Raw genomic sequence first — 17,886 nt, forward strand, 5'->3', positions numbered from 1 at the left:
GCGGCAAGTAACTGCGACAGCATCATCGGGAGAGGAAACGCCAATGGTACAATCTAACGATTTGTCTCGCCGTACGCTCCTCAAGGGAGCTGCCAGCGCCACAGCGCTCGTAGGCATCGGAATGCCCGCCATCGTCAAGGCGCAGGCCGATGTGATCCGCATCGGACACCTTACGCCGGTCACCGGGTTCCTAGGTCCTCTCGGAGAATTCGCCCAGATGGGCGTGAGACTCGCGGCCGAGGAAATCAATGCGGCTGGCGGCGTCCTGGGCCGTCCGGTCGAACTGGTGATTGAGGATTCGGTCAATCCGCAGACGGCCTCCGCAAAGGCCGAGCGCCTGATCGAGCGCGACAAGGTCGCGATGATCATCGGCGAGATTTCGTCGGCTTCTGCGCTCGCCATCGGTCAGGTCGCGAACCGGACCAAGACCGTGTTCATCAACACGGGCGCCAACTCGGACGCGTTGCGCGGCGCGAGTTGCAACCCGTTCATGTTCCACATCGAAGCCGCAAATTCGATGATGGTGCTGGCGGTGGGCAACTACCTGAAGAGCGAGAACATGATCAAGGGGAAGAAGTGGTATTCCCTGACGGCGGACTACGCCTTCGGCCATGATCTCTTCCGGGTGGCCAAGAAGTTCGTCACGGAAAACGGCGGCGAATTCGTCGGCGAGGAGCTCGTCCCGACCGATGCCACCGACTTCAGCCCTTATCTCTTGAAGATCCGTCAGGCGCGGCCCGACGTGGTGGCATCGAACCTTGCAGGCAACCAGATCACGAACTTCATCAAGCAATACGCCGAGTACGGCCTGCAATTTCCGATCACCGGCTTCGGGTTCGACACGGCGGTCGCCTGGGGCGCCGGCAAGGGCAACTTCTCCGGCATCTGGCCGCTGATCTGGCATCACCTCGTCGACTCGCCGTCCTCCAAGAAGTACGTGGAGGCCTTCACCAAGAAGTACGGCAAGCCGCCCGAGAACCAATCCTGGGGCGACTACAATTCCCTCAAGATCGTCGCGCAATCCTTCTCCGAACTGAAATCCACCGATCCGCAAAAGCTCGCCGAGCATCTGCGCAAGGGTGCGAAGTTCGACATCCTGAAGAGCCGCGAAGGCTATTTCCGCGCCTACGACAACCAGATGGTGCAGGAGATGTACGCCGTGCGGGCGAAGGATCCCGACAAAATGAAGGATCAGTGGGACATCTACGATCCGCTAGGCTCCGTCCCGGGACCGAGCGACAGCCTGGAGGTCCTCGCACCGCCGCAGGACGGCGCGTGCAAGATGCCAGCCTAAAAAGTCGCCTACCGGCGAGGCCGGACAGCCAAGGGCTGTTCCGGCCTCCGGGGGGTTCGACATTCCGTTTTCCTCTCGTCCCGGCTCCTCTTCGCAGGATGCCTCATGGCCGGAAAAGGAGGTTCGCTTGGCGATCATCTTTCTTCTTGAGCAGGTGCTGAACGGCCTTCTGGTCGGCGCATATTATCTGCTGATCGCGCTCGGTCTTTCGCTGATCTTCTCGCTTGGCGGAATCGTGAACCTCGCCCACGGGGCGTTCTACGCGATCGGGGCCTATCTGGCCGTTTCACTTGCGCCCTGGATCGGGTTCGGCGGGGCGTTCTTCGCATCGCCGCTGCTCGTCGCCCTCCTGGGAGTTCTCATCGAGCGCTTCTTCTTCCGAAAGTTCTACAGGGCCGACCCGATCCTGAGCCTTCTCCTGACCTTCGGCCTTGCGATGATCATCGAGCAAAGCCTGCGGATGATCTTCGGGGCGGCTCCCCTGCCGTTCTCGATACCGCCCGTCCTTCGCGGGCAAGTGTTCGTCGGCGACTTCATCTACCCGCGCTATCGCCTCATCATCTTCGCGGTGGCACTCGCGGCCGTCACTGCAACCTGGTTCCTGGTCTACCGCACCGCCTTCGGCCGCGTCGTACGTGCGGGCGTGCAGAACCCGGACATGGTTGGAGCGCTCGGTATCTCGCTCCAACCGTACATGACCGCAGTGGTGGCGCTTGGACTTGGGCTCGCGGGCCTCGCGGGCGTCCTGCTCGCGCCGATTTCGGGCGTGCATCCTGCCATGGGTGCCGAGATCCTGACCGCGGCCTTCGTTGTGGTCGTCATCGGCGGCCTCGGCTCCTTCTGGGGCGTGATCGCGGCGGCAGCCCTCGTGGGTGTCGTTCGCGGCCTCACCATCTATTTCTTTCCGCCCGCCGGTGAGGCGTCCATGTACCTGCTGATGGCGCTCGTGCTGCTTCTGCGCCCGCGCGGATTGCTTGGCGAACGCATCCAGAAATTCGAGTAGGATCGATGCGCAAGGATTACTCGCCTGTCCTCATCGCAGCCGCGGCACTCGCTGTGCTGCCCTTCATCCTCGACCCCATCGGCCTGCCGCTTCGTTCGTCCATCGACGTGGTAGTGTTTGCCATCGCGTGCCTCGGGCTGAACGTCATCGTGGGCTATACGGGTTTGGTCTCCTTCGGCCACGGCGCGTGGTTCGGCCTGGGAGCCTATGCGGCGGCGCTGAGCCAGCTGAACTGGTTCCCTGGCGGGATTATTCTCCCAATGCTCTTCGCGGTCGCGTTCATCGCCGCGACGTCGCTTCTCCTGGGCGCCCTCATCCTACGCAGGCGCGGCGTGTATTTCTCGCTGCTGACGCTGGCATTGACCGCCATGCTCTTTGCCGTCGCCTACCGCTGGACGGCGCTGACCGGTGGCGAAAGCGGCCTCGGCGGCGTGGTGCGCGCCAATACCCTCGGGCTCGATCTGAGTTCGGACTGGACCTACTACTGGGTTGTTGCCGCCGTTGGCCTGATGGTCTGTTTCCTGCTGGTGCGGTTTCACAATTCGCCCATCGGCAGCGTTCTGGTGGCCATCCGGGAGAACGAGCAGCGAGCCCGGTTCCTCGGCTATCCGACAAACCGTTACAAGCTCGTTGGGTTCGTGGTTTCGGCAACGGTTGTGGGCCTTGCGGGTGTCCTGTCGGTGTTCAACCACCGTTTCGCTTCCGCGGAGCCGCTTTCCGTCGCCTTCTCGGGCGAGCTGATCGCCATGGTGGTGATCGGCGGGATGCGCAGCTTCCTCGGGCCCGCTTTGGGCGCCCTGTTCTACATCCTGTTTCGCGAGTTCCTGTCGATCTGGACCCCGCACTGGCTGTTCTACTTCGGCATCCTGTTCGTGGGCTTCATCATGCTCTCGCCCACCGGTCTGGTCGGCGTGGCGCAGCGCCTCATCACGCCGTTCCGTCAGAAGGTGACCGAAGAGGCCGCCATGGCCGGGCGCACGCTGACGGACGAGCCCCTGCCCTCCTTCCTGAGGCCCCCGGACCACGTGGACGGCGTCATCCTGGAAGCGCGGGGCATCGCCAAGAATTTCGGAGCGCTCAAGGCCGTCCAGGGCGTCAACATCGCCATGCGCGACCGCTCCCTGCATGCCCTGATCGGCCCCAACGGGGCAGGGAAAACCACGGCCTTCAACCTGATTTCAGGGTTTTACACCCCGGACGAAGGCGACGTTTTTCTCAGGGGCAAATCCATTGCGGGCCTCTCGCCTGAAGCGATTACCCAGGCAGGCATCGGACGCTCCTTCCAGATCACGAACCTGTTTCCCGCTCTGAGCGTGGAGGAAAACCTTCGCCTGGCTGTGCAGGCCAGTCATCCACGGCGCTTCAATCCCTGGACGAACGCCCGGTCGATCGATGACATCGAGGCCGAGACCTCGTCCGTCGTCCGATATCTGGGTGTGGCCGGCATCGAACGGGCTGAAGCGGGATCGCTCTCGTATGGGGGGCAACGCCTCCTCGATATGGGCCTTGCGCTTGCGACGAAGCCGAGGGTTCTGCTGCTGGACGAGCCTCTCGCGGGGCTCGCGGCGGCCGAGCGCCAACGCATCGGAGACATCATCAAGCGCATTTCATCGGACGTGCCGATGCTGCTCGTAGAACACGATATCGACCGCGTGTTCCAGATCGCGGACGCCGTCACCGTGATGAACGACGGACAGGTCCTTGTCGACGGTACCGTCGAGGACGCGCGATCGAGCCCGAGGGTGCAGGAAATCTATATCGGCTCGGGAGCCGCGACGGTTGCGGCAAAACTCAGGGAAAGTGCCGTCGAGCCCGCGATGCTCCTGACCGCCGACCACATCAACACCTTCTATGGCAAGAGCCATGTGCTGGTCGACGTCTCCTTCGACGTTCACCAGCATGAGATCGTCGCGCTGCTGGGACGCAACGGCGCCGGAAAATCCACCTTGTTGAAAACCCTGACGGGCATCGCGCAACCCGCGTCCGGCTCGATCAAGCTCGACGGTCAGGAGATCGCGGGCCGTCCGTCTCACGAGATCGCCCGGCTTGGCATCGGCTACGTGCCGCAAGGACGTGGACTCTTCGCCGGAATGACCGTGGGTCAGAACCTCGAACTCGGCCGGCTCAAGCGGGAGACCGGCCACGGCGTGCGATGGGATCTGGACCGGATCTTCGAGTACTTTCCCCGCATCCGCGAGAGGATCGATACCCCGGCCGATTTCCTCTCCGGAGGCGAGCAGCAGATGGTGGCGGTCGCCCGCGCCCTATCGGGCGACGTGAAGGTGCTCCTCCTCGACGAGCCATTCGAGGGCCTCGCGCCCACCATCGTCGAGCAATTGTTCGAGAGCTTCGACAAGCTTCGGCATGAGGTCTCCATCATCATCGTGGACCACCACCTCGACCTCGCGCTCGCCCTGTCCGACCGGACGGTGGCCCTCGAGCGCGGACGGGTCATTCATCGAGGTCCGTCGAAAGATCTGCGCGACGATCTCGCGCTGCGCCGCAAGGTGTTGTGGCTGTAGGCCTATCAGGGGAGTCTTGAATGCCAAGTGTTGCGATCGTTGGCGCCGGGTTGATCGGCCGATCCTGGGCGATCGTGTTCGCCCGGGCCGGCTGGCAGGTGCGAGTCACGGACCCGGAGCCCCGGACACTCGAAAATGCGTCCCGCCTCATTCGCGAAGGGCTCGAGGACCTGGCCGCGCATGGCCTATTAACAGACCCGGCACTCGCGGCTGGGCGCGTTGAGATCGTGCAGTCGCTTGCGGATGCGGTCAGCGGCGTGGACATCGTTCAAGAGAACGGTCCCGAGATCGTCGACACGAAGCGGGCGATCTTTGCCGAACTCGACCGCCTCTGCCCGGAGGGGGCCATCCTGGCCTCGTCGACCTCTGCCATCGTCGCATCGCGCTTTACCGAGGAACTTCCAGGTCGCGCCCGCTGCCTGGTCGCGCACCCAGTGAACCCTCCCCATCTGCTCCCGCTGGTCGAAATCTGCGGCGCTCCCTGGACGGCGCGCGACACTGTGGAGCGGGCGCGCAAGATCTACGAGAGCATCGAGCAGGTTCCGATCATCGTGAACCGTGAGGTCGAGGGCTTCGTTCTCAACCGGCTTCAGGGGGCGCTTCTGGCTGAGGCTTTCCGGCTGGTCGGCGATGGCGTGGTCAGTCCACAGGACCTGGACAAGACCCTTAAGGACGGCCTTGGCCTGCGCTGGTCCTTCATCGGACCGTTCGAGACGATCGAACTCAATGCGCCCGGCGGCATCGCCGATTATTGCAAACGCTATACCGGGTTCTACCGCAGCCTAAGCGCGGACCCGGCAAAGCCCGAGGTCTGGGACGAGGACAACGTGAGCCGGATCTTGGACGCCTGGGGCGGAACGCCCAGCGCCGACACGCTCGCGCGCCGCTCTGCCTGGCGGGACAAGCGGCTGGCTGCCCTGAAAGCGCACAAGAAATCCCAATCCGAAGCCTGACTCGAGAGAGAACCAACCATGGCCCGCAAAGTCATCATCACCTGCGCCGTCACAGGTGCGATCCACACACCGTCCATGTCTCCCTACCTGCCGATGACCCCTGAGGAGATCGCAGAGGCTGCCATCGGCGCAGCCGAGGCCGGCGCGGCAATTGTGCATCTGCATGCGCGGGATCCGCAGAACGGTAAGCCCGACCAATCCCCGGAAGCATTCGCGCCTTTCCTGCAGGTCATCAAGCAGCGCTCGGACTGCGTCATCAACATCACGACCGGCGGCGCGCCGACCATGCTGGTGGAAGAGCGCGTCAGGCCCGCGGCCCATTACAAGCCCGAGGTCGCGTCCCTCAACATGGGTACGATGAATTTCGGCCTCTATCCGATGCTGAACCGTTTCAAGGAGTTCAAGTACGACTGGGAGCTCCCCTACCTGGAAGGCTCCCGGGACCGCATCTTTCGCAATACCTTCACGGATATCGAGTACATCCTGACCACCTGTTCGGAGAACGGCACCCGGTTCGAGATCGAATGCTACGACATCGGGCATCTCTATACGCTCGCTCATTTCGTGGATCGCGGCGTCATCAAGCCGCCTCTCTTCGTCCAGAGCGTGTTCGGTCTTCTCGGCGGCATTGGCCCCCATCCGGAGGATGTCGCGCACATGAAGCGTACCGCCGATCGGTTGTTCGGGGACAACTACCAATGGTCGGTGCTCGGCGCGGGCCGAAACCAGCTCGCGATCGCCGCCCAGGCGGCCTCGATGGGCGGCAACGTCCGGGTCGGGCTCGAAGATTCTCTTTGGATCGGACCTGGCAAGCTCGCAGAGTCCAACGCGCAGCAGGTACGGCTCGCGCGCCAGATCATCGAGGGGCTCGGCTTGGAGATCGCAACGCCCGACGATGCTCGCGAGATGCTGACCCTCAAAGGCGGCGACCGCGTCAACTTCTAGAGCATCGGACCGTTAAGTGGACGCGCCACCGGCGGCTTCGGCATGGCTCCAGGATGGCTGAGATGCAGACCTCATCGGATCCGACTTCTCGTCCGATGCTCTAGAGCGTCGCGACCAAGGGCGTTGCTCCTCACCGAAACCGCACTGGATCAGAAAGGCGGAGCGCCGGCGGATTCGGCCGGAACAACCGGGGCTCTTGCTTTGCCGAATTGTCCCTGAGGATCCAAATCGGCAAGACCTTCCAGGAAGAGGCGTGCCTGTTTCATTCGGACGCGCGCCCGCGATGCCTTTCTTGTTGGCTGGCAATGTTCGAAACCAAGTCATGGTCATGGCCACCCAAATCGCGCTATAATTCGAAAAATGAAGCGCATGATCGCCCGAAGAAAGGAATGGAATACGTCAGGCTTGGCGCTTCTGGGAGCCGGTATTGGCGCTCTCGTTGGAGGCGTTCATGAGATCGGCGAAGCTTATTTACACAGTCCGACCGAGCAGGAATCCTTTGCCTATATGCTGGCTGAAATTGCTGCGAGCATGATCATCGGCGCATTGTTTTTCGCATCCGTCTCAATTGCCTACAACCTGATGGTGAGGACTATTACGGAAAAGAAGCCTGATACGGCAAAGAGGTGGGATCCCGTAGGGCTCGCCTTCATCGGCGCGGGCGTCGGCTTAATGCTGGTGGTCGTACACGAAGCCTTTGTGATCTTTTCAGGCGACTTCAACGACGTCGATCCGTTCACCCACATCATGGTGGAAATGATCATTCTTGCAATCGTCGGCGCACTGGCGTTCGCCGCCATTGCCGAGATCAGGAATCGGCTATGGCGAAGCTAGAGCATCGGACGATTTGTCGGACCCGCTCCGTTCCTACCCCTGCCTAGCGGAGAAAGGTGGAGCGTCGTGGATCCGCTTTTTCGTCCGATGCTCTAGAGCATCGGGTGCGCTAAGGCTCCTGCTCGAGCAGAGACGCGATGGCTCGAATGCGGTTGCGCGTATAGTCTGGAAGCCCAGCACTGATCGAACCGCCAGAGTTGAACGAGCTTTTCCCCATCAGCACTTGTGCCGGAATTAGGTTTCTCAGCACCGGCACGTTTTCGAACTCCTTCTTTCGCTCCAGAACGTCCGTTTCGATGGCAAGAGCCATGAAGACGGTCGCTACGGTCTTGCCCGTATCCCCAGGATGCTCCTGAAGCACCACCAGGAGCTTCCCGAATTGCATCACCTGGTTCACGCTGAAGACCGACTGCTCCATGACTCCAGCAATACGCCCATCGAAGCCAGTCAGCTTGGATAAGACAGGCTGATCGATTTCCTGAGGCTGCAGGACGCGCAGTTCGGTTTGGAACTCCATGAATTCTGAGATCTTCTTTCCGCCCTCCTCCAGCTTGTTGGCGAGCCGGATCCCAACCGGGAGCTTTCCCTCGAGCGGGTAGCGTGACTCGATGCACAGGCTCTGCGGCGCCTCGCACCAGCGCCGTCCGGGAGGACGATTATGGGCGCTCTCGGGATCGGTGTTCGGGCGCGCCTGATCTGGTCCAATGCGACGATGCTTGATCGCGGGGTCGATCTTCTCAAGCAGGTCGAGGCGGGCGTAACGGGCGAGATCGATGGCGCCGGGCGAGCGGCCAACCAGGAACCGCGCCTCCACCACGTACATGTGAAGCTTTTCCGTGTAAGGCTTTTTGATGCCGTGCACGGAAACCTGAATCTTGGGCTCTTCATAACCCGGGAATAAGCTCAAGGTTCGCTTCTGCTCCGGCCTGGCCCGCGCCCAGTCCTCGAACTGAATGAGGCCCGTCGCCGGGTCGGCGAGCTTGTCGTTGCGCTGGTCGCTGAACGCGATCGAGCGCGGCTTCATCGAGGCCGGCGAAACCGCCGTCGCGAACGGTACTTCCTCGACCTTGAACTCCTGGGCGACGGAACTCTCCGCTGCCGCCAGGCAGGCGGCGACGCTCAGCGCCCGGCAAAGCAATTTCATGCGATTCATCAATAGACCTGTCCGTTGCGCCAGAAGTAATCAGGATCAATTCGCCTAGGCCGCGCGAGAAAATCATTGTCATCCCAGGGCGCTTCGGCATCGCGGCGCGGGGCCCGCGCACTCGGGCGCGGCGGCTCGAGCCATCCTGGCTCCTGCGCATAGGGGTCTTCAGGATAAGGACTGCCATACCCGCTCAGGTCTTCCCCGTCGCTCCAGGGGGTCGGATGCCGATACGCATAGGCGTCGCCTTGAGGGACAAGGCGGAACTGCGTTTCGGTAAGCTGTCCGAAACGGTTGAGCCGGAAATATTCCTTGAAGCTTTTTCGCCCATCGGTGACGCGGTCGCCCGTTTCGAGGTCGATCGGCAAGGCCATGAGTTGCCGGGCCGCCTGCGGCGACGGAGGACTAAGGGGTGTCTTCGGGGCGTGGTGAGTCCAAGCCGCCTCCAGGATGTCCCGGAAGATCGGGATCGCCACCTTGGCTCCGGTCTGGCCACGGCCGAGGGTGCGGCGCTTGCCGTCCGCGTTGTCATAGCCTACCCAGACGGCAATGGTGACATCGTTTGTGAACCCTACAAACCAGGCGTCGTTCTCGTTGTCCGATGTTCCGGTTTTTCCGGCCACATACGGCGCCAGCGCCCTGAGGGATTGGGCTGTTCCGCGCTCTAGCACCCCTTGCAGGATGGTCTTGAGCTGAAAGAACGCGGCCCGGTCGGCGGAGCCGATCTGCACAGGCCCGGACGGCTTGTGGCTGTAGACCCAGCGCCCGCCCTCCTCGATCGTCTCGAATGCATGAGGCGACGGCAAGGCGCCTTCGTTGGCGATTGCCGCGTAGAAGGCCGCAATATCCAAAATCCGCACTGGCTGGGCGCCGAGCACGAACGGATAATGCGGCACGCATTCCACGTAAAGCTGTGCCTCGAGAGCGAGTTCGCAGACGCGGCGCAGGCTCTGCTCGGGCTGCGTGTCGATGCCGCCGTCGAGCAGCCGGGCCGTCACGAGATTTTTGGAAGTCTCCAAAGCGCGCCGCAGGGTGATGATTCCCTCCGAGCCGCGGTCGTAGTTCCTGGGGGTCCAATAATCACGTGCGCTGGCGTTTTGTTCACCCCCGACGGGAGGCAGGGTGACAGGAGCATCCCACACGAGGGTGTTGGGCTGGAGGCCCTGCGCAAGGCCGGCCAGATAGGTCAATGGCTTGAGCGCCGAGCCGGGCTGTCGGTGCGCCTGGGTGGCGCGGTTGAGTTGGCTCAGCGGATAGGAGAAACCGCCGCTCAGGGCGAGGATCCGGCCGGTCTTGTTCTCAAGGACGACCGCCGCCCCCTGCACGGTGGGAGGCGCGCGCAGCTCCGCTCTGGCGGCCGTCTTGCCCTTGGCCTCGACCACCCGGACGCGCACGACATCGTAGAGCTTCAAGTTCCGACGCGCAGCGTCCCACACCTTGAGAGGAAGAACGCGTCCATCGGCCAAGCCGACTTTCACAACGGAGCCGCCGGTTTTGCGATCCCGCCCCTGCTCGACGACGATCGCAGCAGGCCACTGGACATCATAAAGGGGCAGTCGCGCCGCCTGGAGGGCTTGGCGCCAAGCGGGACCGGCCGCAGGCTCCGAAGTACCGTCCAGTTTCTTCACGGCCTCCGCAAGGTTGGCTTCGCTGCCGGTAAAACCCTGCCGCCCGGTGTTCATCTCGTAGCGCGCTAGTCCCTCCTGCATGGCCGCCTCGGTGGCCTGCTGGAGCCCCCGGTTGAGCGTGGAGCGGATTGTGTATGACGAGGTGGTGAGGCTTTCGAGCCCTGCCAGCGTACGGGCGTCCCGGGTGAGATGATCGACGAAATGGAAACCCATGCTGCGTTGCGGGCGCTGGAATGCGGCCACCTGCGGCAATGCCTCGATGGCCTGCCTCGCCTGATCCCCCGAGAGAGCCCCGTCCTCCTGCATGCGGCTGACCACGTAGGCCATGCGCTCGCGCGCGCGATCCGGATGAAGATCGGGATTGTAGTAGTTGGGCCCCTTGGCGAGACCAGCGAGCAGCGCGCCCTCCGCGGCAGTCAGCGACCCGGCAGATTTTCCGAAGTAGCTTCGCGCTGCCATCTCGATGCCCCATGAGGCGCGACCGAGATAAATGGAGTTCAGGTAGATTTCGAGAATTTCCTGTTTCGTCAGCGTGCGCTCGATCCGCGATGCGATGATCATCTCGCGCATTTTGCGTTCGTAGGTCACATCGTCTCCCACGAGCAGGTTCTTCGCGACCTGCTGCGTGATGGTCGATCCGCCGGCGGGACGGCCGGGTCGGGCCATATTTCCCATGAAAGCCCGGATCACACCGCGCTCGTCGACACCCTTGTGCTGGAAGAAGCGTTTGTCCTCCGCCGACACGAATGCCTGCTGCACTGCGTCGGGAATGTTAGACAGAGGCACCCACATGCGCCTGTGATCGGCCTCGTAGACCTCGGCGAACCGATTGCCGGCTCCGTCCAGAACCACGCTCATGCCGGGAAGCTTGACGCCTTTCAGCTTGCTGGCGTCGGGAAGATCCACCACGGCGTTATTATAGTACGTGATCACTTCCGCGAGATCGACCGGCGGCGGCTCGACCTGTTCGTTCTTGCAGAATAGCCGGTAGCTCGCATGCAACTCGCCGAAGCTGAGGCCCTGGAGTACCTTGAGGTCGCCCGTCACCGCCTGAGGGTCCTCCATGGCGGTTTCGATCAATTCATCGAGATTGATGTCCTCAATGTCGAATGCGCGCCGCATATGGGCGCACCCGTCCTTCAAGATACGCGCGACTTCGTCTTTGTCCCGCGCTGGATCGAACGACGTCTTCACGGAATCCGGCTGAACCACGACCTGGCTCAGGGTCAGGGCTGTTGCAAAGATCTTGACGAGGATCGCGCTCATGAAGTTGCACCAGTCCGATCAGGTCCCCGGCGGGGACATCGCGCCCATGAGGCGAATATCGCGATGCGATCCCTCATACGCTGATATCTGCCCGGCTCATGCTGAATGAAAGATGGACAAAGGCATTGTCTCACGGGCGAGCGGAAGGTTCCATTGAAACTAGTGGCCAAGGGCAGACGGTCAAGCTGACGCTCCTTGCCGCAGCCCTTCTCGACGATGCGATATCAAGACGCGAGGCTTCATTCAGCCAGCGCTGACGTGAACGCCGCATCGTCCGCTGGTGTGCAATCCGACGGGACCTGATCCGTCAAGCTGAAACCAAGCATGGTTGATCCCGTTGCCTAATGCTGCCCGAAGCTGAAGGCAAACCCGCTGCTCCGCCTCGATTTGGATCGACACACCAGGTTCCGAAACCCCTAGCAGGAGACCTCACATGGATCGTCGCGTCATCTTGGCAGGCTTGGCCACCGCCTTGGCCGCACCCGCCTTCGCACAAACCAGCGGATCCCCCGCCACCGGCTCTGCCACCGGGGCAGGCCGCATGTCCGGCCGGCAGATGAGTCAGGCCGACATGCAACACATGCAGGAGACCATGCGTCTCGGAATGATGGCTCTCGAAACAAGTCGGATCGCCCAGCAGAAAGCACAAAACGCGGACCTGAAGCAGTTCGCCACCTTCGAGGTGCAGGAGCAGACAACCATGTCTGAGGTCCTTAAATCGATGATGGAGCCCGCCACCACGGCGGCGACCGGCGCGGCCGCAAGCGCTCCTCCGGCCCAGATGGACGCCAAGGGCCGGGAGATGATCCAGAAGCTCCAAAGCGCCCAGGCAGGCCAGGCATTCGACCGGGAGTACCTGCAAGGCCAGATGGAAGGTCACAGCGCTCTTCTGCAGGTGCAGACGCAATACCTGCAAAGCAACCCGCAGAACCGTGAACACGCCAACGTCGCCAAGCTGGCCCGCGGCATGATCACCGAGCATATCGCTCTGCTCGAAGACATTCAGTCAAAGCTGAAGTAGTTGCTTGAGGCGCGGCAGGCGTCGGCCTGCCGCGCCTCATCCAGGTCGGCGGCAGCTACTTCCGCGCGACCGCCATGGAGTAAGGCCCCTGCAAGGGCTTGATCTGCACCTCACGGAAGCCAGCCTCGTGCATCCACGCCCGGCAATCGGCGCCCGTGTAGTCGAACCCGGCCTGAGTCTCGATCAGCATGTTCAGGCTCATGAGCAGGCCGAATGCGTTGGTGCGCCGCTCATCATCGATCATGGCGTCATAGACGATGAGCGCGCCCCCGGCCGAAAGAGCCTCGTAGGCCTTCCTGAGAAGGAGCTTCTTCTCGTCCAGGCTCCAGTCGTGAAGGATGTGCCCCATCACGAGAACCTCCACCGATGGCAGCGGGTCATTGAAGAAGTCGCCTGCCAGGAAGGTAAGCCGGCGGTCGAGTTCGTGCTGCGCCACATAACTCTCGAACACCGGCCGGACCGCCGGTAGATCGAAGCCATATCCGGTCAGATGAGGATGGGCCCGCGCAATTTCCGCCGTAAGCCCACCCTGAGCGCAACCGATATCCGCGAAGGTCCGGTGCTCCCTCCAGGGAAACGCTGTCCCGATGGCGCGCGCCGTCGGCAGGCTCAGGCCTGTCATGGCGCCGAGAAACATTTCGAGGCGCGCCGGCTCTGCGTAGACAGCTTCGAAAAGGCCGGCTTCTCCGTTCCGGGTCTCGTTCTGCGGAAGGCCGGTCGTGAGAGCCTCCGTGAGATTGCCCCAGAACCGGTAGAGCCGGCTGTTCATCATTTCGAGCATGCCGCCGACATAGGACGGCTTGTTGCGATCGAGATAGATTTCCGTTTCGGCCGTATTGGTATAGCGGCCATCGGTGGTGCGTTGGAGCATGTCGAGGGCCACGAGCGCATCGAGGAAATCCCGGGCGCTGCGCTCGTGCAAGCCAAGTGCTTGGCGAATGCTCTCGATATCCTGCGGACCTTTGCCAGCAAGCCATGTGAAAAGCCCCAGCTCGATGGCGCTGAGGAGGGTTTTCGACGCCCAGAAGGCGCTTCCGAGCTGCAGGATCTTATCGGGGGCCAAGGTGGACATCCTTGTCATGGGATTTCTCCAGCGGAAAGGTGGTGGAGGGAGGGCCAGGGCGCAGCGCTCTGTCTCACGATCACTCGGGCATCCTCACCGTAAGATACGGAGCGGTCGGCTTCTCGTTCGCGCCGGTGATTGCCGGAACTTGATGCCGGACGGGCTTGAGGCTCTTGAGGAAGGACGCGAGCGCCTGTGCATCCGCATCGGTAAGCTTGCCGTAGTTGTGATAGGGCATGACGGGGGCCAAAACCCTCCCGTCGGGCCGCACGCCCGTGCGCACGGCCTTGACGATGTCCCCCTCGCTCCACTTTCCTAAACCGGTCTCCGGGTCCGGCGTCAGGTTCGGCGGATAGAAGATGCCGAGACCCGGAATCTGAAAGCCCACCTCCGAGCCGCCAAACGGGCGATCCGGGTCCGGCTTTCCGAGAAAGATCCCTGGGGTATGGCATCCGGCGCAATCCATGATCGTGACGAGGTATTCGCCTCGCTTGATCCTCTCCTGCGATTGAGCAGACCCGAGGCTGAGAACGGCTGCGCCGAAAAGGATCATCGCGGTTGCAGTCCCGGTCAACATCGGCTTGCGCATGGATATCTTCTCCTGCTGGTTGCTTCGAGGAACACAATCCCTTCTTAACTCACGCTTCTTTCCGCGACTCTTTCCGGAATTTGCCTGTATTTTCCGGAAGGAAGCAGAAGGCGTCGATTTGCACGGCGCCTGGACCAGCGACGATGGACGACAGGAAGCACATTGCAGCTGCGATTAGGGATTACCTGGCCCGCGAGAGGATCTCGCGGGAGCAGTTCGCGTTCAGGACAAAACTGGGAAAGTCCACGGTCGACAAGCTTCTCACCGGACTGTTTTCCGACAAGACCCTGGCTATCGTCGAAAGCTATACGAAGCTTTCCCTTCGGGAGAAGTCGCAATTCGTCGATGGCCGGCTGCAGGTCTTGAGGCCTTTCGACCAACCCTCCATTGCGGTCCTGCCATTCACCAATCTGAGCGGTGATGCCGAGCAGGACTTTTTCGCGGACGGCATCACCGAGGACATCATCACCGCCCTCGCCCGTCTTCGCTGGCTCTTCGTCATCGCCCGGAACTCCACCTTCGTCTACAAGGGTCGGGCCGTCGACATCAGGCAGGTCGCACGGGAGCTCGGGGTCCGTTACGTGCTCGAGGGCAGCACGAGGATGGCCGGTCGGCGCATCCGCATCACCGGTCAGCTCATCGATGCAGAAACCGGCAAGCACATCTGGGCGGAAAAGTACGACCGCGACCTACAGGACGTCTTCTCGGTCCAGGACGAAATCACCGAGAGGGTCGTCGCCTCGGTGGAGCCGCACCTCTATGCTGAGGAGGGCATCAGGGCCGCCAAGCAGCAGCCGGAAAACATCGATGCCTGGGGGTTGGTGTCCCGCGCCCTCATGATGCTCAACAAGATCGAGCGCAAGCACAACGAGGAAGCCCAGATCTTGCTTGGCCGAGCCGTCGCGATGGAGCCGAATTACGCCAGGGCTCATGCCCTCCTCAGCTGGGCCGTCTGGTGGACCGCGCATCTGCGAAACTGGTGTTCTGATCCGCAAGAGGCTTACGGCCGGGCCGCGGCCCATGCGCAGACCGCGTTGTCTCTGGACCCTGGCGACCCGTGGGCCAGAATGGTGTCCGGGCTATGTTTCAGCACCGCGGGTCAGCACGACAGGGCACTTGGGGAACTTCGCGTCGCATTGAGCCTCAATCCAAGCTTTGCCCTCGGCCATACGGCTCTCGGATGGGCGCTCCTGCGTGCGGGCTCCTTCAACGAGGCGATCGCCGAGACCGGACAAGCGCTGCGCTTGAGCCCGCTGGACAGCTTCTCCGGGTTCTACACCTCGGTCCATGGCTTGGCGCTTCTGGCGGCGCAGCGGTTCGATGAGGCGCTTCCATTCCTGCGATCCTCCAGCGCGGCGTTCGCGGAGTATTCCGGTCACTATAATCAGCTGATCAGCTGCTGCGGACACCTCGGCCTCATCGAGGAAGCGCAGGAATTTCTGAAAGCCGGAAATCAGCTGGGTCCACCGCTGCGCCTCAGCGAGGTTCGGGAGGTTCTGAGCAAGTTCGCCCATTGCGACGTGTTCGTCGAAGGACTTCGGAAGGCCGGAGTTCCAGAATAACCAGCACATGAGAACCTGGTGCCGTTCTCAAGGAACCCTATCCCGCCTCTCGCGGTATCACAGCGATGATCGGCTGGAAATTGTCAGGAAAAGCCGCCGTCTCACGTCCTTCCCTCGAAGGAATTGGTTGGCCAGCTGGGAGCGGGAGTTGAGGAGGCAACAACCCGCCCCCATGCTGGCCGGCTTACGAACTCCCAGGAGATGCGGCGGACCTGAGCATCCGTAAGGCATTCATGCTCCGCATGGGGCGAAGGCTTGAATTCGAACATAAAGGAAACATCGACCTATGCAAGCGCTGGTCAAGCGCCCGTTCGGTTATACGGCATTTTTCCAGAGGAAAAAGCGAAACGCTAACCCTGTCAACAACAAGAGTCGGGTTTTTAAGGCCCTAGTTCAGGCAGCCATTCGAATGGAGGCGGGCGATCCCGAAAAGTGGGGCTCGGGAGCAGTGACTTCCCCTGCGGCACACAGCTTCCGAAGAGCGAGGTCCAGAGAATGTTTTCGAAATGCAGTGCGCACCCGGGCCAAGGCCTCGCAGCGATCCACAGGCCGCTCCAGGGCCCCTTCCATAACGCCTTCCTCGGGTTCGTAAGCAGTGTCGCCGATCCCGAGCAGCCGGACCCGTCCTGACAGGCGTGCGATCCTCAAATGCTGCAGCAGGAGGGAGCCCATCGGTCCGGCACCACGCAAATAGGCCTCGTCGGCCAGAACGACCCCGAATTCCTCCCGAGCCATGCGGGCGACCGCGTCTTCTGCCCGGCGGGCGACCACCACCCTGAACTCGGCCGAAAGGATTTCCTCCAGGCGCTCCCGAGACGATGGTTCAGGATCCAGCAGCAGAATTTGCGCTGAGGCATCCGGACCGTGCCCTCCGAACCCAACGATAACTTGGGTCTCGTGGGCGCGACGTGTGATGGCGGACAGATCGGCGAGGCTTCGGACACAGGTGAGATATTTCCGCTCTGCGAGGGGAAATAGCATGCACTCGTCCGCCCGTGCCTGGAGCGCCTCGAAGCGCTGGCAGGGCTCGCGAGCGTCGGTGATCAAGCCGACCGGAAGGAATTCTAGGACCGGATCGCTCTTGAGGGTACGGCAGAACGCGAATCCATCGAGGCCGGGCTGGAGCCCTTCGAGGATCACGATATCCGCCCGCCCCTGACGGCACAGGGCGAGACCGTCGGCCTCCCCGGTGGCAACCACGACTGCAAACTTTGAATCCAGAAGGGGTTTTTCGAGGAGCTTGGCCTGATGAAAGACGGTGCTGACGATCAGAACCCGCGTGGTCATGAAGGCCTGGCGTCGGCGTCGAGATAGGTTTTGACCGTGGCGATGAATTTCGCGACCGAGATGGGCTTGGACAGATAGGCCTCGCAGCCCCCTTCCCGAATCCGCTCCTCGTCGCCTTTCATGGCGAAGGCCGTGATGGCGATTACCGGAATGGATTTGAGATCTTCGTCCGCCTTGAGCCAGCGGGTGACTTCGAGACCCGACACCTCCGGCAACTGGATATCCATGAGGATCAGGTCCGGCTTATGGGCGCGGGCAAGCTCCATCGCCTCGATGCCATGGCCAGTTTTCAGCGTCGCATAGCCATGAGCCTCGAGCAGATCGTTGAAGAGCTTCATGTTGAGCTCGTTATCCTCAACAATGAGCACCGTCTTCTTCATCGTGGCTTGTCCTAGGGCCAAAAACGCACTTCACCGGCCCGCTTGTTCGTCCGATGATAAACCTACATTGAAACCTATTGATGAAATGCAAATCCCGCACAGGAAAATGCAATTGAAGAAAATCAGCGTCGAGGAGGCCGAGAGCATCGCCCTGAGCGCCTTCTCGTACATCACGGGCGATGACCAGCGTATGAGCCGATTCCTGAGTATTTCCGGTCTGCGGGTGGACACGATCAGGATCGCGGCGGAATCCGCCGGGTTCTTTGCGGGCATTCTCGACTACATTGTCTCCGACGAGGCACTTCTTATTAGTTTCGCCGAGCAAGAGAAAGTCAAGCCTGAGCACGTCATGCAGGCCCGCTGGACCTTGTCGCCGTCCGAGTTCGAGTAAGCCC

At 61.9% G+C, this 17,886-nt stretch carries 15 protein-coding genes; 9 read left to right on the forward strand and 6 right to left on the reverse strand.

Translation table 11 applies throughout. From position 1 onward, the window contains the following. Window positions 1-43 precede the first annotated feature (43 nt). From DRB19_RS07485 to DRB19_RS07510, 6 genes are all read left to right on the forward strand, one after another. A complete protein-coding gene (locus DRB19_RS07485; protein ID WP_114185418.1) occupies window positions 44-1,294 on the forward strand; it encodes a substrate-binding domain-containing protein in 1,251 nt (416 codons plus the stop codon). 127 nt (window positions 1,295-1,421) lie between these two features. Further along, window positions 1,422-2,297 carry a branched-chain amino acid ABC transporter permease gene (locus DRB19_RS07490; protein WP_114185419.1) on the forward strand — a complete coding sequence of 292 codons (876 nt, stop codon included), beginning with the start codon at window positions 1,422-1,424 and terminating at the stop codon, window positions 2,295-2,297. A 5-nt stretch (window positions 2,298-2,302) separates the two neighbouring features. Beyond that, the gene (locus DRB19_RS07495) at window positions 2,303-4,819 is read left to right on the forward strand and encodes a branched-chain amino acid ABC transporter ATP-binding protein/permease (RefSeq protein WP_114185420.1); all 2,517 of its coding nucleotides are present in this window, start codon (window positions 2,303-2,305) and stop codon (window positions 4,817-4,819) included. A 20-nt stretch (window positions 4,820-4,839) separates the two neighbouring features. Beyond that, window positions 4,840-5,772, forward strand: coding sequence for a 3-hydroxyacyl-CoA dehydrogenase (locus DRB19_RS07500; RefSeq protein ID WP_114185421.1), 933 nt, complete (start codon window positions 4,840-4,842; stop codon window positions 5,770-5,772). 18 nt (window positions 5,773-5,790) lie between these two features. Beyond that, window positions 5,791-6,717 carry a 3,5-dioxohexanoate:acetyl-CoA acetone transferase gene (kce, locus tag DRB19_RS07505; protein WP_114185422.1) on the forward strand — a complete coding sequence of 309 codons (927 nt, stop codon included), beginning with the start codon at window positions 5,791-5,793 and terminating at the stop codon, window positions 6,715-6,717. A 360-nt stretch (window positions 6,718-7,077) separates the two neighbouring features. Next, the gene (locus DRB19_RS07510; RefSeq protein WP_147021687.1) at window positions 7,078-7,551 is read left to right on the forward strand and encodes a hypothetical protein; all 474 of its coding nucleotides are present in this window, start codon (window positions 7,078-7,080) and stop codon (window positions 7,549-7,551) included. A 109-nt stretch (window positions 7,552-7,660) separates the two neighbouring features. Here DRB19_RS07510 and DRB19_RS07515 read toward each other — a convergent pair whose 3' ends face one another. Together DRB19_RS07515 and DRB19_RS07520 are read right to left on the reverse strand one after the other, a co-directional pair. Beyond that, a complete protein-coding gene (locus DRB19_RS07515; RefSeq protein ID WP_245439315.1) occupies window positions 7,661-8,695 on the reverse strand; it encodes a hypothetical protein in 1,035 nt (344 codons plus the stop codon). Window positions 8,696-8,703: 8 nt separating this feature from the next. Beyond that, window positions 8,704-11,589, reverse strand: coding sequence for a penicillin-binding protein 1A (locus tag DRB19_RS07520; RefSeq protein WP_114185425.1), 2,886 nt, complete (start codon window positions 11,587-11,589; stop codon window positions 8,704-8,706). A 433-nt stretch (window positions 11,590-12,022) separates the two neighbouring features. Between DRB19_RS07520 and DRB19_RS07525 the strand changes: the two genes are divergently transcribed. Further along, the gene (locus tag DRB19_RS07525; RefSeq protein WP_114185426.1) at window positions 12,023-12,610 is read left to right on the forward strand and encodes a DUF4142 domain-containing protein; all 588 of its coding nucleotides are present in this window, start codon (window positions 12,023-12,025) and stop codon (window positions 12,608-12,610) included. Between the two features lie 55 nt (window positions 12,611-12,665). Here DRB19_RS07525 and DRB19_RS07530 read toward each other — a convergent pair whose 3' ends face one another. Both DRB19_RS07530 and DRB19_RS07535 read right to left on the reverse strand, forming a co-directional pair. Then, window positions 12,666-13,691 (reverse strand): methyltransferase, encoded by a 1,026-nt coding sequence (locus DRB19_RS07530; RefSeq protein WP_308494267.1) that lies wholly within the window; start codon window positions 13,689-13,691, stop codon window positions 12,666-12,668. A 61-nt stretch (window positions 13,692-13,752) separates the two neighbouring features. Further along, on the reverse strand, window positions 13,753-14,262 hold the full coding sequence (locus DRB19_RS07535; RefSeq protein WP_114185427.1) for a c-type cytochrome: 510 nt from the start codon (window positions 14,260-14,262) through the stop codon (window positions 13,753-13,755). Between the two features lie 143 nt (window positions 14,263-14,405). On the opposite strand from DRB19_RS07535, the gene DRB19_RS07540 reads away from it, so the two are divergent. Beyond that, entirely contained in the window at window positions 14,406-15,824 is a 1,419-nt protein-coding gene (locus DRB19_RS07540; RefSeq protein WP_114185428.1) for a tetratricopeptide repeat protein, read from the forward strand. Window positions 15,825-16,217: 393 nt separating this feature from the next. Here DRB19_RS07540 and DRB19_RS07545 read toward each other — a convergent pair whose 3' ends face one another. Beyond that, complete coding sequence (locus DRB19_RS07545) at window positions 16,218-17,111, reverse strand: response regulator (RefSeq protein WP_114185429.1); 894 nt, start codon at window positions 17,109-17,111, stop codon at window positions 16,218-16,220. Next, a complete protein-coding gene (locus DRB19_RS07550; RefSeq protein ID WP_114185430.1) occupies window positions 17,108-17,491 on the reverse strand; it encodes a response regulator in 384 nt (127 codons plus the stop codon). Before DRB19_RS07550 ends, DRB19_RS07545 begins: the two co-directional genes overlap by 4 nt. A gap of 112 nt (window positions 17,492-17,603) precedes the next feature. On the opposite strand from DRB19_RS07550, the gene DRB19_RS29810 reads away from it, so the two are divergent. Continuing rightward, the gene (locus tag DRB19_RS29810) at window positions 17,604-17,882 is read left to right on the forward strand and encodes a DUF3572 domain-containing protein (protein ID WP_162815619.1); all 279 of its coding nucleotides are present in this window, start codon (window positions 17,604-17,606) and stop codon (window positions 17,880-17,882) included. Window positions 17,883-17,886: the final 4 nt, after the last annotated feature.

It is taken from the genome of Microvirga aerophila (assembly GCF_003332305.1).
GTDB lineage: Bacteria > Pseudomonadota > Alphaproteobacteria > Rhizobiales > Beijerinckiaceae > Microvirga > Microvirga aerophila.

Excerpts from the sequence above, each read along its gene's own strand:
- DRB19_RS07545 (WP_114185429.1), bottom strand. The coding sequence starts at position 17,111 with ATGACCACGCGGGTTCTGATCGTCAGCACCGTCTTTCATCAGGCCAAG.
- DRB19_RS07495 (WP_114185420.1), top strand. The coding sequence starts at position 2,303 with ATGCGCAAGGATTACTCGCCTGTCCTCATCGCAGCCGCGGCACTCGCT.
- DRB19_RS07510 (WP_147021687.1), top strand. The coding sequence starts at position 7,078 with ATGAAGCGCATGATCGCCCGAAGAAAGGAATGGAATACGTCAGGCTTG.
- DRB19_RS07520 (WP_114185425.1), bottom strand. The coding sequence starts at position 11,589 with ATGAGCGCGATCCTCGTCAAGATCTTTGCAACAGCCCTGACCCTGAGC.
- DRB19_RS07485 (WP_114185418.1), top strand. The coding sequence starts at position 44 with ATGGTACAATCTAACGATTTGTCTCGCCGTACGCTCCTCAAGGGAGCT.
- kce (WP_114185422.1), top strand. The coding sequence starts at position 5,791 with ATGGCCCGCAAAGTCATCATCACCTGCGCCGTCACAGGTGCGATCCAC.
- DRB19_RS07550 (WP_114185430.1), bottom strand. The coding sequence starts at position 17,491 with ATGAAGAAGACGGTGCTCATTGTTGAGGATAACGAGCTCAACATGAAG.
- DRB19_RS07525 (WP_114185426.1), top strand. The coding sequence starts at position 12,023 with ATGGATCGTCGCGTCATCTTGGCAGGCTTGGCCACCGCCTTGGCCGCA.
- DRB19_RS07530 (WP_308494267.1), bottom strand. The coding sequence starts at position 13,691 with ATGACAAGGATGTCCACCTTGGCCCCCGATAAGATCCTGCAGCTCGGA.
- DRB19_RS07500 (WP_114185421.1), top strand. The coding sequence starts at position 4,840 with ATGCCAAGTGTTGCGATCGTTGGCGCCGGGTTGATCGGCCGATCCTGG.
- DRB19_RS07540 (WP_114185428.1), top strand. The coding sequence starts at position 14,406 with ATGGACGACAGGAAGCACATTGCAGCTGCGATTAGGGATTACCTGGCC.
- DRB19_RS07515 (WP_245439315.1), bottom strand. The coding sequence starts at position 8,695 with ATGAAATTGCTTTGCCGGGCGCTGAGCGTCGCCGCCTGCCTGGCGGCA.
- DRB19_RS07535 (WP_114185427.1), bottom strand. The coding sequence starts at position 14,262 with ATGCGCAAGCCGATGTTGACCGGGACTGCAACCGCGATGATCCTTTTC.